Origin of the sequence: uncultured Tenacibaculum sp., from assembly GCF_947494125.1 — a bacterium.
In the GTDB taxonomy this organism is placed as follows: Bacteria; Bacteroidota; Bacteroidia; order Flavobacteriales; family Flavobacteriaceae; genus Polaribacter.
Map to the genome: position 1 here is coordinate 88,978 of NZ_CANLTU010000001.1, position 14,170 is coordinate 103,147.

Consider the following 14,170-nt stretch of genomic DNA (forward strand, 5'->3'; position numbering starts at 1 on the left):
TAAAAGATATAAAAAAGTGAAGCTAAATTAAGCTTCGCTTTTTTTATTAAAAATATTGTCCAATTCCAAAAACAAATCCTTTGGATGCATTTTTGGTAAGTCCATATCCATAATCTATCCTAAACACAGCATTGAATATTTTTTTATTAATAAACCTCAATCCAACACCTGAATAAATTCTAACATTATCAGACTTTAAAAAATCATTTAAACTACCACCTGGAGTTCTCCATGTTCCAAAATCATTAAAAATATTACCTTGTAATACAAGCCAATTGTTTTCATATAAAGTATGTCTGTATTCCGAATTCCATACAATACTTCCTGTTCCTCTATCAACTAAGATTCCAACTCCACGTAGGTTTACATTATTATCTAATGCAAATGGCGCAAATGGACTTTTTATGTTTGATGATAATCCAACACGCAGCCTATTTGCCCAATTCCCTTTTTTTCCAATTCTTTTATAATAAAACAAATCATTCCAAAAAATTAAAAAATCATCTTGATATTCATTTTCAGAAATTACATATTGTCCGTATAATTGATTCTTAAAACCACTTATATATTGGTAATAATAATCTAAAACATCGTAGGTGTAAATACTTTTAAAAAGCCATTTATTTACGTTGAGTTTTAATGGAATATTTGGAGCTGTATCACCTGTTAAATAATCATACTTTTCTTTAAAATAATTTACTCCAAATTGTAAATTATTTTTAAAATCAATTTGATACAATCCTAATACTTCATATGAAGTATTTTGATATTTATAATTTGCTGTTTTATCTTCAAAATATAAAGGTTCTTCACTTATCCAATTTTGGTGATTTAGAGCAATTCCCCATTTACTAGAAAATAAAGTTGGAGCTCGAAAATTTATTCCATAAGAGTTAAATCCGTTATTCTGATAAAAACCTCCAAGGGCTATATTTCTGCCTAAAAAATTATACTCATAGAGCCCAATTTTATATGCCGTTTTTTTGTTAGTAGTAGTCCAAAGATTAAATTCGGGTATTATTGTAAAATTTTCTTCTACATTAATAAAAACATTGTATTTATTCTCATGAGAATGAAAAACTTGGAAATAAGCATGGGATATTGCTGGCAATCTTTTCAAACGAACCATATCATTGAGCAATAAAACAGAATCAATTTTAGTATTTACCTTCGTTTCTATTATCTTTTTAATCTCTGATACTTTTGTTTTTGTTGCGCCTTTTACTTTTACATCAACAATAATTTTTTCTTGTGAAAAAGAAAAAAAACCATATAGCATTAAGATTAAAAAAAATAGTTTCTTTTTCATTACTCAGCTTTATTTTTTTTTTGAATAACTAAATTCACCCAATTATCTTCACTAACTCCCATCATTGTAAAGCCATAATCTTCTCCCTGAATTAAATTAGGAGGCGTACTTCTTGTTACGTTTAAAACCACATTAGCAAGATTATAATATTGAAACCACTTATCATACGTATAGGTTCCTGACAATAAATTATTTTCAGAATCTGTTATAACTTGAAAATAAATTGCATTTTCTTTTACCAATCCATCATCCCATAAAAATTTAGGCATTAAACTCGTTGAATTATCTATTGTTATCACGTCTGTCCATTCAGTAGGCTTTGATACATTCTTTAATCGAATCGGATTCGATTTATGAAATTTTCCTTTTGTTTTATAGGTAACTATACACCAACCCTCCGTAGAAGAGTCCCTTAGAAAACGGCCTAAATATCCATTAAAAACATTTTCTTTTAACAATTCCTTTTCTTTATAAAGAGAAAAGTTATTTTTATTATCTTCTATACTGGAAGTTTCAAAATATTTAATTTCTGATGCACCTAGTTCTGGATAATAAAAAATATAGGATATATTATTTTCAAAATTCTTACTAGCAGCGCATGCAATCACTTCATCTATAAGTAAATTAGAATTTATGTTGATATGGTCTTGTAAGGTTTTAGGTACAATTTTCTCATTATTTTCTGAGCAAGAAAAAATGCTTACTAAAAAAATTAGAAAAAAGAAAAACCTATTTCGCATATAATTTTTGAATTAACTTTTCTGCTGGTTTATTTTGTGGAGTAAACCGATTATTATTTTCCCCTCCAACCTCTTTGTGTTTATGAAACCATTTCCAAAGAAACCCTCCTGCAAACCAATCTTCACTCCAAAATTGATTATACAATGCCAAAGTTGCATTCTTTTGGTTTTCTAAATTTATCTCCCCTTCAACCCTATTTGCCTCCCATGGTTTCTTTCCTGCATAATTCACACTTCTGTAACCATACTCTGTAAATAAAACAGGCTTATTTACTTTCTCCCTAACTTTTAAAATTTCCTTTTTATGGGGTTCCCACCCCTTTTCAAACTCTTCTAATGTAGGCGTTTTTTTATCGCTTAAAGGAAAATATGCATCTATACCTATGTAATCAATTTCATTCCAAAAAGGAACTCTTTTAAATTCATCCCAATTTGCTGCGTAGGTTAATTTTCCTTTATAAACTTTTTTTACTTCTTTAATTAGTTTATTCCAAAACTCTGGTCTGTTTATTACAAATTTTTCCAACTCTGTACCTATACAGAAAACATCTGCTTTTAACTGTTGTGCTGTTTTTGCATAAGTTAAAATAAAATCCAAATATGAGTTCTCTAAAATTCTCCAATTCTCTTCAGAGTTCATTTTTATATACCCCGTAAACTCACCTTTCCAAACCCAAATCTGAGGTTTAATCATCAAGTTAATTCCTTTTTTCTCAAATTCTTTTCCATATTGGATAACTCCTTTTTCAGTTTCTCCAAACCATTGCCTATTTGTATTATGAATTATTTTTGGCGATGACAAATCTTTTATAAAACCAAAAGGCATCAGCGCTACATAATTCGCTGATGCCTTTATCAAAGGGGAAACATGTTCATGACTAATTTTTTCTGGGGATGCCACAAAACTAATTCCGTTTATTTTCTTTGTTTGACTTTCACAAGACAAACATATAAAACATATTAAAAGGAGTCTATAAATTTTCATAACTCCCAAGTTACTATTTTTTAAAATAATGCACGTAAACCTAAATTAAAACTTTGCCCTAAACCATTATTGTTTCCTCTAACAAAATTGCTATACAAAACTTCTAAATTTAATACTTTAGACAATTGATATTTCCCTCCTAAACCCAGAGCTGTATAATCTTGTGAAAAATCTCCAAAACGTTGAGCATGCTGTACAAAACCTAAAACTGTTGATTTACTACTAGGGAAATAACTTAAAAATACTCCAGGTGCTAATAAAAAAGTATTGTTAGCAAAACTAGTATCTTCTCCAAAGTTATATTCAGTATTTAATTCGGTAAATAATTGCCAATCTCCACTAGCAAAAGTATAATCGTAAAAAAATCTATTTTGAAAAGACCATGCTGTTTGATCTAAAAACACGCCATTTTCTGTTTCATTAGTAACCAAAGGTATGTGAATTGCCGATTGAACAGAAAAATTACTAACACTTTTAAATGGTTGAAATTTAATAGCTGGTGCTATTGATGTAATTCCTTTTCTATCCGTGTTAGAATCATCTAAACTAAAAACAGATAATGCCTGTCTACCTCCAATAGTATTAGAACGAAACTCTACAATTGCACCTATGTTGATTCTATTATTATCCGAAACACCTGTAAAAGCCTCAATAGTAGACGTAAAGTAATTTTCTCTTGCTTTATTTACACTATTCCCATTAGCATCAGCAAATTTATTTTCTGTATAAAGATTATTAAACCATTTTATATCCCATTGCCCTTTATTTAATAATTTAGATGGAGTATAGGTTTGAATATTTGATTTATCACTTTCTTTTTCCTCTTGAGCAAAAGAATTTAGCCCAATAAATAAAAATATTAGAAGAATACTTTTAAAATTATTTTTCATGTTGGTTATTTTTCAATTACAACATCCGTCGATAAAAAGTAAAATGTCTTACAGAACCTCTCTATTTAAATTCATTCTAAATTTATTTTTCTAATTAAGTTATTAACTTTAGCTACGACATAACTCGCAAATCAACTTTTTATGGAACACGTTGTTATTATTGGTAATGGAATATCTGGTGTAACTGCTGCAAGGCACATTCGAAAACTATCTGATAAAAAAATTACTATTGTATCTGCAGAAACCGATTATTTTTTCTCAAGAACTGCTCTTATGTATGTATACATGGGGCATATGAAGTTTGAACATACACAACCTTACGAACCTTGGTTTTGGAAAAAGAATAATATTAACTTAAAAAAAGGTTATGTCTCTGAAATCAATACTGATCAAAAAGAACTCTTTTTTGCAGAAGGAGATACTCTTGCATATGATAAACTAATTATTGCAACTGGTTCTAAACCTAATAAGTTTGGCTGGCCAGGGCAAGACTTAAATGGAGTTATGGGCATGTACCATAAACAAGATTTAGAGAATTTAGAAAAATATGCTCCCGATAATAAAGCATGTAAAAGAGCTGTAATTGTTGGGGGAGGTTTAATAGGGATTGAATTAGCAGAAATGTTACATAGTAGAAATATTCCTGTAACATTTTTAGTTCGTGAAAATAGTTTTTGGAACGGTGTGTTACCAGCTCAAGAATCTGCAATGATTAACCAAGAAATTATAGATAGTCATATTGATTTACGATTAGGTGTTAATTTGAAAGAAATCAAATCTGATGAAAACGGAAAAGTAAAATCAATTGTAATAGCGGAAACTGAAGAAGAAATAATTTGTGATGTAGTTGGTTTAACTGCAGGTGTTTCTCCTAATATAGATTTTATTAAAGATGCAGATATTGAAACTGGTAGGGGTGTAAAAGTAAACCGCTATTTAGAAACCAATATAAAAGACGTTTATGCTATAGGTGATTGTGCAGAGCAACATGAAGCTATTGACCAACGACGCCCTATTGAAGCTGTTTGGTATACTGGAAGAATGATGGGAGAAACTGTAGCTCAAACCATTTGCGATAATAAAACAGCATATAAACCAGGTCATTGGTTTAACTCTGCAAAATTTATTGATATTGAATATCAAACCTATGGATGGGTTTGGGCACAACCAAAAGAGAATGAAGCTCGTTTTTATTGGGAACATCAAGATGGTAAAAAGTGTATTCATATTAATTATGATAAAAAAACGCATGAATTTATTGGGATAAACAATTTTGGAATTAGAATGCGTCATGAATTTTTCGATAAAGTTCTAACTGAAAAACGTTCTGTAGAACACGTGTTAGAACATTTATCTGATGCAAATTTCGATCCTGAGTTCTACAAACTTCATGAACCAGAAATTGTTGCAAAATTCAACAAAGAAAATAATACAAACATCCAATTAAAAAAGAAAAGCTGGAAACGAATTTTTAGCGCGTAATAAAATATGAAAGCAATAAAATATACTGGGTTATTCCTTTTTTTAATTGGGTTAACAATTTTTACAGGGACTATTTTTTTAGGAACATTTAGTTTAACTTCTAATGAATTAGAAACTTTTGTTAAAGAAAAAAACTATAAAAGTGAAATTATAAAAGAAGAGCTTGAAAAAGCGATTGTTACTTCTGACGAATTAAATATTTTCGAATTCTCTAGTCGTGTTCGTAATGCATACAAAGCTAATAATGATCATTACGAGGCATTAATTGCTAAATACGAGGCAGAAAAAAACTGGGATGAAAAAGGAAAACAATTCCAATATAAAATATATGGAAAACCACATACTTTAAGCTTTGAACTAGCAAAAAAAGCAGGAAAAGGATACATCAAAGAAAATGCAGGTTTTGTTTGGTGGCTTACTTTTGGGTTAGGGATTATTGGAGCGCTATTATTCATTTTACCAAACTATGTTTTATTAGGAAGAGCCGGAATAAAAAACAATGGAATATTTTTAGAATCAAGTACAAATAGAGGTTTCATTGCTTGGTTAGTTCTTATCTATTTAGTTTCTTTTTATTTGTTATTATATTTCATGCCAGATTATGTTGTGAATTGGACATTTATTTTCGATCCAATTAGCAAGTTTTTAAACGGAGGGACAGCAAGTCAATGGTTTGTTTATGGATTCTTATATTGTGTTTTAATGCTAGTTATGGCTACTAGAATGTATATTAAATACAGACATAATAAATATCAAATAATACGAACAACTTCTGTTTTATTTTTTCAAATTGTTTTTGCTTTTTTAATTCCTGAGATTATGACTAGCTTAAATATGCCTGGATATGATTTTAAGAATGCTTTTCCTTTAGATTATGATTTTTTCTTTGAATGGAATTTAGAAAGTTTAAAAAATAGTGGAGCTATCGGTTTATTTATTTTAGTTTGGGGAATTGTACTTACATTAATTATTGTTCCTGTTATGGTATATTTCTTTGGAAAAAGATGGTACTGTTCTTGGGTTTGTGGTTGTGGTGGTTTAGCTGAAACTTTAGGAGATCCTTATAGACAACATTCTAATAAAAGTTTAAACGCATGGAAATTAGAACGCTGGTTAATCCATTCTGTTTTAGTTTTTTCTTTACTAATGACCATTGTTACCCTTTATTGTTACTTTACAGGAACTCAAACATTTTTAGGAATAAATTCTCAATGGATTAAAGACACTTATAGTTTCTTAATTGGTGCTTGGTTTGCTGGAGTAATTGGTACAGGATTCTATCCAATTTTTGGAAATAGAGTATGGTGTCGTTTTGGCTGCCCATTAGCTGCATACTTAGGTTTAGTGCAACGTTTTAAATCACGTTTTAGAATTACAACTAATGGTGGACAGTGTATTTCTTGTGGAAATTGTTCTACTTATTGTGAACAAGGTATTGATGTAAGAGCCTATGCACAAAAAGGTGAAAATATTGTTAGATCTAGTTGTGTTGGATGTGGTATTTGTTCAGCAGTTTGTCCACGTGGAGTATTAAAGTTAGAAAATGGTCCAGAAAAAGGAAGAATTAACCCTACTGATGTATTATTAGGAAATGATGTTGATTTAATGGAATTAGTGAATGAAAAGTAATATACTTTTATTCTTCTTACTTTGTTATGTAGTTACTTTTTCTCAGAATAAATATCATAAATCATATTATGATAACGGTAACTTAAAAGAAGAAGGCTGGGTAAAGAGCAATAAAAAAACAAAATATTGGAAATTTTATTATGAAAACGGAGTTCTTAAAAAAGAAGGACGTTTTAAAAATAATTTAAAAGTAAAATATTGGTACTTTTACCGAGAAAATTCTTCTAAAGAAAAGGAAGGTCATTTTATAAAGGGGAAGCAAAACAAATGGTGGTTATTTTATGACAAAGAAGGAAATGTAAACCATAAATGTCAACTTAAAAACAATCAAAAAAATGGTTATTGTTTGCTTTATAAAAAACAAAAACTAATAAAAGCCGTTAAATTTAAAAACGGTAAAAAAGTTAATGAATGGTCTGACTTTTCTTCCTTTAAAGAAGAAAACAGTTTAAATGATTTAAAATAATCAATGAATCAAATTATTAAGGTTATTATCCCTGCTTACAATGAGCAAGACTCTATTGCTAATGTAATTAATGATATCCCCTCTCTTGTTAATGAAATAATTGTTATTAGTAATAATTCTACTGATAATACTGAGATAAATGCTAAGAATTCTGGTGCTACTGTTTTAAAAGAAAATAGAAGAGGATATGGCTATGCTTGTTTAAAAGGAATGGAGTATATTAAAGCTTCAGCAATACATGACCCTTATCATATTCCAGATATTATTGTATTTCTTGACGGGGATTATTCTGATTACCCTGAACAGCTAACAGAACTTATTAACCCCATTGTAAATGATAATATAGATTTTGTAATTGGAGCGCGTATAAAACGACTACGAGAACAAGGTTCCATGACACCTCAACAAATTTTTGGTAATTGGTTAGCTACCTTTTTAATGAAACTATTTTTTAACGCTAAGTTTACAGACTTAGGACCTTTTAGAGCAATAAAATATAATAAATTACTAGCTCTAAACATGGAAGATAAAACATATGGATGGACTGTTGAAATGCAATTAAAAGCTTTAAAACAAAAATTTAGTTATGTTGAAATACCAATGAAATATAGAAATAGAATTGGTGTTTCAAAAGTTTCAGGAACCGTAAAAGGTAGTATATTAGCCGGCGTAAAAATTTTAGGTTGGATATTTAAATATAGCTTTAAATAATGATTTTAGAATACGTTATAATTGCAGTATACACTATTTCGTTAGTACTTATATTACTATACGCTTTAGCTCAATTAAATTTGCTTTTTAATTATTTAAAAGCTCAAAAAAAAGAGGATACCTGTCCTAAATTTGATTTTTCAAATCATGAAGAAATACCTTATGTAACTATTCAACTCCCGGTATTTAATGAGTTATATGTTATGGAGCGTTTATTAGCCAATATAGCTAAACTAAAATACCCTAGTGAAAAATTAGAGATCCAAGTATTAGATGATTCTACAGATGAATCAGTTATCAGTACTAAAAAACAGATTGAAGAGCTACAGAAAGAGGGATTAGACATTCAACATATTAGAAGAGAAAACCGTCAAGGATTTAAAGCTGGAGCATTAAAAGAAGGATTAAAAATAGCTAAAGGAGAATACATTGCTATTTTTGATGCTGATTTCTTACCTCAAGAAGACTGGTTACAACAAACTATACCCTATTTTAAAAACTCAGAAATTGGAGTTGTACAAACAAGATGGGGACACATCAACAGAAATTATTCTACATTAACAAAGATTCAAGCTTTTGCATTAGATGCGCATTTTACATTAGAGCAAGTGGGTAGAAATAGTCAAGGTCATTTCATTAATTTTAATGGTACAGCTGGTATTTGGCGTAAAGAATGTATTTATGATGCTGGAAATTGGGAAGGTGATACTTTAACGGAAGACTTAGATTTAAGCTATAGAGCTCAATTAAAAAAATGGAAGTTTAAATATTTAGAAAATGTTGAAACTCCAGCTGAATTACCCGTTATAATTAGTGCTGCAAGATCTCAACAATTTAGATGGAATAAAGGAGGTGCTGAAAACTTTCAGAAAATGTTAAAACGAATTATCTCTAGTAAAAACATACCAATTAAAACTAAAATACACGGGATGTTGCATTTACTAAACAGTTCTATGTTTACGTGCATTTTTTTAGTTGCTGTTTTAAGTATTCCAATGTTATATATAAAAAACGAGTATGCACATTTAAAAGTGTACTTTATAGTAATGAGTTTTTTTATAATTAGTACCATAATTTTCTTTATTTGTTATTGGTTTATGTACAAACGAACCTATGGTGGTGGTTTTTTAAACTTTATTAAATACATAGGAGCTTTCTTTTCATTTTTCTCTATAGCTATGGGCTTTTCATTACACAATACTATTGCTGTTATTGAAGGACATATAGGAAAGAAAAGTGAATTTGTAAGAACCCCAAAGTTTAATATAAAATCATTAAAAGATAGTTGGAAAAACAACAAATACATTCGTAAAAAACCTTCAATGAATGTAATTATCGAAGGCTTATTAGCTATTTACTTTGCTTTTGGAATGTATAGTGCTTTTATTGTTGGAGATAAAGGTGGAGATTTTGGTTTATTCCCTTTTCACTTTATGCTGTTTTTTGGTTTTGGTTATGTGTTTTTTAAATCTATTTTTTCAAAAGCCTAATGTTTTTATGGAGAAAATATAATGCTAGCATTCTAACTTATGTTAGTCTTTTACTTTACTTTTTTTTTGCATATTTTTTAGATAGAACGGAGTTTTCTAAACTACTTTTTTTATGGTTCTTTTTATTTTTCTCTGCTTATTTATTGTGGAAAAACTGTAAAAGTAATTTTGTTTTCTTAGCGAGCGTTTCTATTCTGTTTCGATTAGTTTTTCTATTTGCTATTCCAAATTTATCTCAAGATTTTTATCGATTTATATGGGATGGAAGAATGATTTTAGAAGGTTTAAATCCTTATTTATCTTTGCCTGAAACTTTTATAGAACAACGACATTTTCCTATAAATCAAGCTGTAGAATTATATAAAGGAATGGGTAGCATGAATGGAAGTCATTACACAAATTATCCTCCAATTAACCAATTATGCTTCTTAATAGCTGCATTGTTTGCTAATAAAAGTATTGTTGGTAGTGTTGTAGTCATGCGTATCATTATAATTTTAGCTGACATTGGTATTCTTTTTTTCGGAAAAAAACTATTAGAAAACTTAAACTTACCTATTCATAACATCTTTTTATATGTTCTAAATCCATTTATTATAATAGAAATGACAGGTAACTTACATTTTGAACCTGTTATGTTATTCTTCTTTATTTGGAGTTTATACATGTTACATCATAAAAAATGGATATGGTCCGCAATCTTATTAGCTTGTTCTGTTTCTGTTAAATTAATACCATTACTATTTTTACCTCTATATTATAAATCTTTTGTTAAAGTAAGCTCAAAAATAAAAGGTTATATAAAATTACTTTCGTTTTATATAGTGATTTTAAGTACTATTTTAGTGTTATTTCTTCCTTTTTATTCACCACAATTAGTTTCAAATTATTCTAATTCTGTTGGACTATGGTTTCGGAATTTTGAGTTTAATGCTAGTTTCTATTATCTAGCTAGAGAAATTGGCTATCTATTTAGAGGTTATAATGAAATAGCTGTAATTGGTAAAATAATGCCTATTCTTACTATTTTATTTTTAATTGGAATAACATTCTTTAGAAAGAATAAATCAACCTTAGAATTAATAACAGCTATGTTATTTGGATTGTCATTTTACTATTTTACTACTACAACTTTTCATCCTTGGTACCTAGCTACATTAATAATTTTAGCTGTTTTTACTAAGTACCGTTTTCCTTTAGTTTGGAGCATTGCTATTATTTTAAGTTATCAAGCATATGCAAACCAACCTTGGAAAGAAAACTTATGGTTTGTTTGTTTAGAATATACCATAGTTTACGGCTATTTACTATGGGAATTATTCATAAAAAAACCCACTCGAAAATTGAGTGGGAAAAATTGCTATGAAAAAGAAAAAGAAAGTGGTTTTACAACCACTGCTCAAATATAAATAACATTTCCTTTACATCAAAAACTTTATTTAAAAAATTTGATATAAATCAAACCTTAAATACTTTATTCTCTTTTAGTTTATATTTTTCGTTACTTTCAATACATATCGCTTCTCCTAATTCGTTAAAATCTAATCTATGTCCATACTCACTAATCCATCCTATTTGTTTAGATGGATTCCCTACTACTAATGCATAAGGTTGCACTTCTTTTGTAACTACAGCTCCAGCACCAATAAATGCATATTCTCCTATGTTATTACCACATACTATTGTTGCATTGGCTCCTATACTAGCTCCTTTTTTAACTATTGTTTGTAAATATTCATTTTGCCTTTTAATTGCACTCCTAGGGTTTATTACATTGGTAAAAACCATAGAAGGACCTAAAAAAACATCATCTTCACAAATAACTCCTGTATAAATAGAAACATTATTTTGAACTTTAACATTACTTCCTAACTTTACATTAGGAGACACTACAACGTTTTGTCCAATATTACAATTCTCTCCTATTATACAATTTGGCATTATATGACTAAAGTGCCAAACCTTTGTTCCATTACCAATAGTACATTCAGCATCTATTACTGCTGTTTCGTGTGCAAAAAAAGAGTTTGTTGTATTCATATTAACAAAAATAAAAAACTCAACTTAAATAGTTGAGTTTTAAAATTTATTCTACCTTAAAAGTAATTGGTAAAGTATATTTTACTTTAACAGGCTTGTTATTTTGCATTCCTGGTCTAAATTTTGGTATTTTATTTACAACTCCATTAGTTTCTTTTTCCAATTTTTTATGTGGCGCTCTTATTTTTACATCTGATACTGCTCCAGACTTATCAATTACAAACTGTGTATAAATTTTATACTTACCCGATCTTAAACCTAAATCTTGTGCTATTTCTGCATTGAAATGTCTTTGTATATGTTTTTGGATTTTTCTTTCAAAACACTTTCTATTTTCCTCTTCAGATAATCCTTCACATCCTCTAAAAACTGGTGTATTTTGTACATTATTTATAGACATTGTTTCCTCATCTGCAGGTTTCTCTGCTTTTAGGGTAACTTTAGTTGGTTTAGAATCTACTATAGGTGTATCATCTATCGGTAAATCAATAACTGTTTCTATATGATTTGCATCATCTACGATAATAGGTTTATTCATTGTTCTAACAACCTTTTGCGTTTTTTTAGGAGTATTAACCTTTTTTTGTTTTTTAACAACAACTTCTTTCTGAAAAGTAAAAACAGGTTCAATAAACTCATTGTAATAAGGATCTTGTATTACCGCTAAATCTTTTTCAGTTTCATATTCAAGAGTAATAAAAACAACAAACAAAGTTAGCACAAGGCCTAGCTGTGTAAATATTGTTGAAAATTTTTCTAATTGTTTTCTCGGATGCTTTTTTTGTGATTTCATAGTTATTAATTTTAATGTTAATACTATGTTAAAGACAAGAAGTGTGCCAATAAAAAAAGCAACCCTAAATAGGATTGCTTTCTTATATTTTATACTGTGGTTATTTATTACTCAACATTAAAAGTAATAGGTAGAGTATAACCAACTCTTACCGGTCTACCTCTTTGTCTACCTGGTTTCATTTTTGGTATTTTTTTAGCTATACGAATAGCTTCTTTTTTTAATCTTGGATGCGGTGCTCTTGCATTAATATTTGTAATTGAACCATCTTTATCAATTTTAAATTGAACATAGATTCTTTTCTTACCTGGAGCCAAACCTAACTCATTAGCCAACTCAGCATCAAAATAACGTTGAACATGCTTTGTTAACTTTTTATTTAAACAAGCTTTCTTTTGTGCTTTTGTTCCTTTACATCCAGGGAAAATAGGCACTTCTTCAATAATTGAAAAAGGCACATCTTCTACTACTTCTTCCTCTTCTTCAACCTCAACGATTTCCTCTACTTCAACAGCTTCAGACTCATCAGTTTCAGTAGACTCTATAATAGTTTCTTCAACTTCTTTTTCATCTTCTACAACCTCAATTTTTTCAGGTGCTGGTGGTGGTGGTGTATTTGGCTTTGGCTTTGGTGGCTCAATTTGAAGCTCAATAGTTTCTTCTTCAATATCAGTAGCCATGTTTGCTGAACCTAAATCTCCGTATGTTTTATCATATGTTTTGTTTTCAATCGCAACATATGTTACAAATAAAGCTAAAACCAAACCTAACTGCATAAACAGTTTGCTATAATTCTCTAAGTTTGATTTTGGATTTTTCTTAATTTCCATCCTAAATGTTTTTAATAGTTCGCTAATTTAATTAATTTATTTCAACTTTTACAAGCTAAATCTTTAAATAGCCTCATTTTTCTTAAAAAAAAGAAAGTAAATAATGTAAGCTATTAAAATACCCGTCGTATTTGCTATAATATCTAAAACATCTCCCGAACGGTATGATGTTATTGTAACTTGTAGAACCTCAATAATTATGCCGTAAATAACACAACAAAAAACAATAATAAAATCATTTATTTTTGCTTTTTTTAATGCTAATAACCAAAAAAAACTTAGAACAAAATAAGCTAATAGATGCTCATATTTATCTAAATTATTTATTTGAATTGGCTGGGGACCTACTTTTATTAAACTAAGAATAGCAATACTTGTTGTTACAAATATTGCTATTATTATTAAATTACCCTTTAATAAGTTCTTGATAAGCTTCTGCACTTAATAAATCTGCTATTTGTGAATCATCTGATAATTTAACTTTTATCATCCATCCATCTCCATATGGATTAGAATTTACCAATTCAGGTTCATCTTCTAACGCTTCATTAAATTCAATTACTTCACCAGATAATGGCATAAAAAGATCAGATACTGTTTTTACGGCTTCTACCGAACCAAAAACTTCTTCAATATCTAACGCTTCATCAAGTGTATCAACATCTACATAAACGATATCTCCTAATTCTCCTTGTGCAAAATCAGTAATCCCAATTGTAGCTACACCTTCTTCTATTTTTACCCATTCGTGGTCTTTTGTGTACTTTAATTCTGTTGGAATGTTCATTATTTTATTTTTATTGTG

Annotated in this window: 15 protein-coding genes; 6 read left to right on the forward strand and 9 right to left on the reverse strand. The window is 29.0% G+C overall.

What is annotated here, in order from left to right:
* Positions 1-46 precede the first annotated feature (46 nt).
* The 4 genes from Q0881_RS00405 to Q0881_RS00420 are packed head-to-tail and all read right to left on the reverse strand — an operon-like array spanning position 47 to position 3,924.
* A complete protein-coding gene (locus tag Q0881_RS00405) occupies positions 47-1,309 on the reverse strand; it encodes an outer membrane protein assembly factor (protein ID WP_299155898.1) in 1,263 nt (420 codons plus the stop codon).
* The gene (locus Q0881_RS00410; protein ID WP_299155900.1) at positions 1,309-2,049 is read right to left on the reverse strand and encodes a hypothetical protein; all 741 of its coding nucleotides are present in this window, start codon (positions 2,047-2,049) and stop codon (positions 1,309-1,311) included. The genes Q0881_RS00405 and Q0881_RS00410 overlap by 1 nt, the downstream gene beginning before the upstream one ends.
* Complete coding sequence (locus Q0881_RS00415; protein ID WP_299155902.1) at positions 2,039-3,034, reverse strand: glycoside hydrolase; 996 nt, start codon at positions 3,032-3,034, stop codon at positions 2,039-2,041. Before Q0881_RS00415 ends, Q0881_RS00410 begins: the two co-directional genes overlap by 11 nt.
* Before the next feature lie 20 nt (positions 3,035-3,054).
* Complete coding sequence (locus tag Q0881_RS00420; protein WP_299155904.1) at positions 3,055-3,924, reverse strand: hypothetical protein; 870 nt, start codon at positions 3,922-3,924, stop codon at positions 3,055-3,057.
* 141 nt (positions 3,925-4,065) lie between these two features.
* Here Q0881_RS00420 and Q0881_RS00425 point away from each other — a divergent pair, with 141 nt between their 5' ends.
* Genes Q0881_RS00425 through Q0881_RS00450 form a run of 6 tightly spaced genes read left to right on the forward strand, consistent with a single transcriptional unit; the run spans position 4,066 to position 11,111 of the window.
* Positions 4,066-5,406 carry an FAD/NAD(P)-binding oxidoreductase gene (locus Q0881_RS00425; protein ID WP_299155906.1) on the forward strand — a complete coding sequence of 447 codons (1,341 nt, stop codon included), beginning with the start codon at positions 4,066-4,068 and terminating at the stop codon, positions 5,404-5,406.
* Positions 5,407-5,412: 6 nt separating this feature from the next.
* Positions 5,413-7,035, forward strand: a complete 1,623-nt coding sequence (locus tag Q0881_RS00430; protein WP_299155908.1) for a 4Fe-4S dicluster domain-containing protein — start codon at positions 5,413-5,415, stop codon at positions 7,033-7,035.
* Positions 7,025-7,501, forward strand: a complete 477-nt coding sequence (locus Q0881_RS00435; RefSeq protein ID WP_299155910.1) for a hypothetical protein — start codon at positions 7,025-7,027, stop codon at positions 7,499-7,501. The genes Q0881_RS00430 and Q0881_RS00435 overlap by 11 nt, the downstream gene beginning before the upstream one ends.
* 3 nt (positions 7,502-7,504) lie before the next feature.
* Positions 7,505-8,212 (forward strand): glycosyltransferase family 2 protein, encoded by a 708-nt coding sequence (locus Q0881_RS00440; RefSeq protein ID WP_299155912.1) that lies wholly within the window; start codon positions 7,505-7,507, stop codon positions 8,210-8,212.
* Positions 8,212-9,702 (forward strand): cellulose synthase family protein, encoded by a 1,491-nt coding sequence (locus tag Q0881_RS00445; protein WP_299155914.1) that lies wholly within the window; start codon positions 8,212-8,214, stop codon positions 9,700-9,702. The genes Q0881_RS00440 and Q0881_RS00445 overlap by 1 nt, the downstream gene beginning before the upstream one ends.
* On the forward strand, positions 9,702-11,111 hold the full coding sequence (locus Q0881_RS00450; protein ID WP_299155916.1) for a mannosyltransferase: 1,410 nt from the start codon (positions 9,702-9,704) through the stop codon (positions 11,109-11,111). Before Q0881_RS00445 ends, Q0881_RS00450 begins: the two co-directional genes overlap by 1 nt.
* A 49-nt stretch (positions 11,112-11,160) precedes the next feature.
* Here the strand turns inward: Q0881_RS00450 and Q0881_RS00455 are convergent, their stop codons facing one another.
* From Q0881_RS00455 to gcvH, 5 genes are all read right to left on the reverse strand, one after another.
* Entirely contained in the window at positions 11,161-11,742 is a 582-nt protein-coding gene (locus tag Q0881_RS00455) for an acyltransferase (RefSeq protein WP_299155917.1), read from the reverse strand.
* Between the two features lie 46 nt (positions 11,743-11,788).
* The gene (locus Q0881_RS00460; protein WP_299155919.1) at positions 11,789-12,535 is read right to left on the reverse strand and encodes an energy transducer TonB; all 747 of its coding nucleotides are present in this window, start codon (positions 12,533-12,535) and stop codon (positions 11,789-11,791) included.
* A 107-nt stretch (positions 12,536-12,642) separates the two neighbouring features.
* Entirely contained in the window at positions 12,643-13,365 is a 723-nt protein-coding gene (locus tag Q0881_RS00465) for an energy transducer TonB (RefSeq protein ID WP_299155921.1), read from the reverse strand.
* Between the two features lie 63 nt (positions 13,366-13,428).
* Positions 13,429-13,806 (reverse strand): VanZ family protein, encoded by a 378-nt coding sequence (locus Q0881_RS00470; RefSeq protein ID WP_299155923.1) that lies wholly within the window; start codon positions 13,804-13,806, stop codon positions 13,429-13,431.
* Positions 13,772-14,152, reverse strand: coding sequence for a glycine cleavage system protein GcvH (gcvH, locus tag Q0881_RS00475; protein WP_299155925.1), 381 nt, complete (start codon positions 14,150-14,152; stop codon positions 13,772-13,774). The genes Q0881_RS00470 and gcvH overlap by 35 nt, the downstream gene beginning before the upstream one ends.
* Between the last annotated feature and the right edge of the window lie 18 nt (positions 14,153-14,170).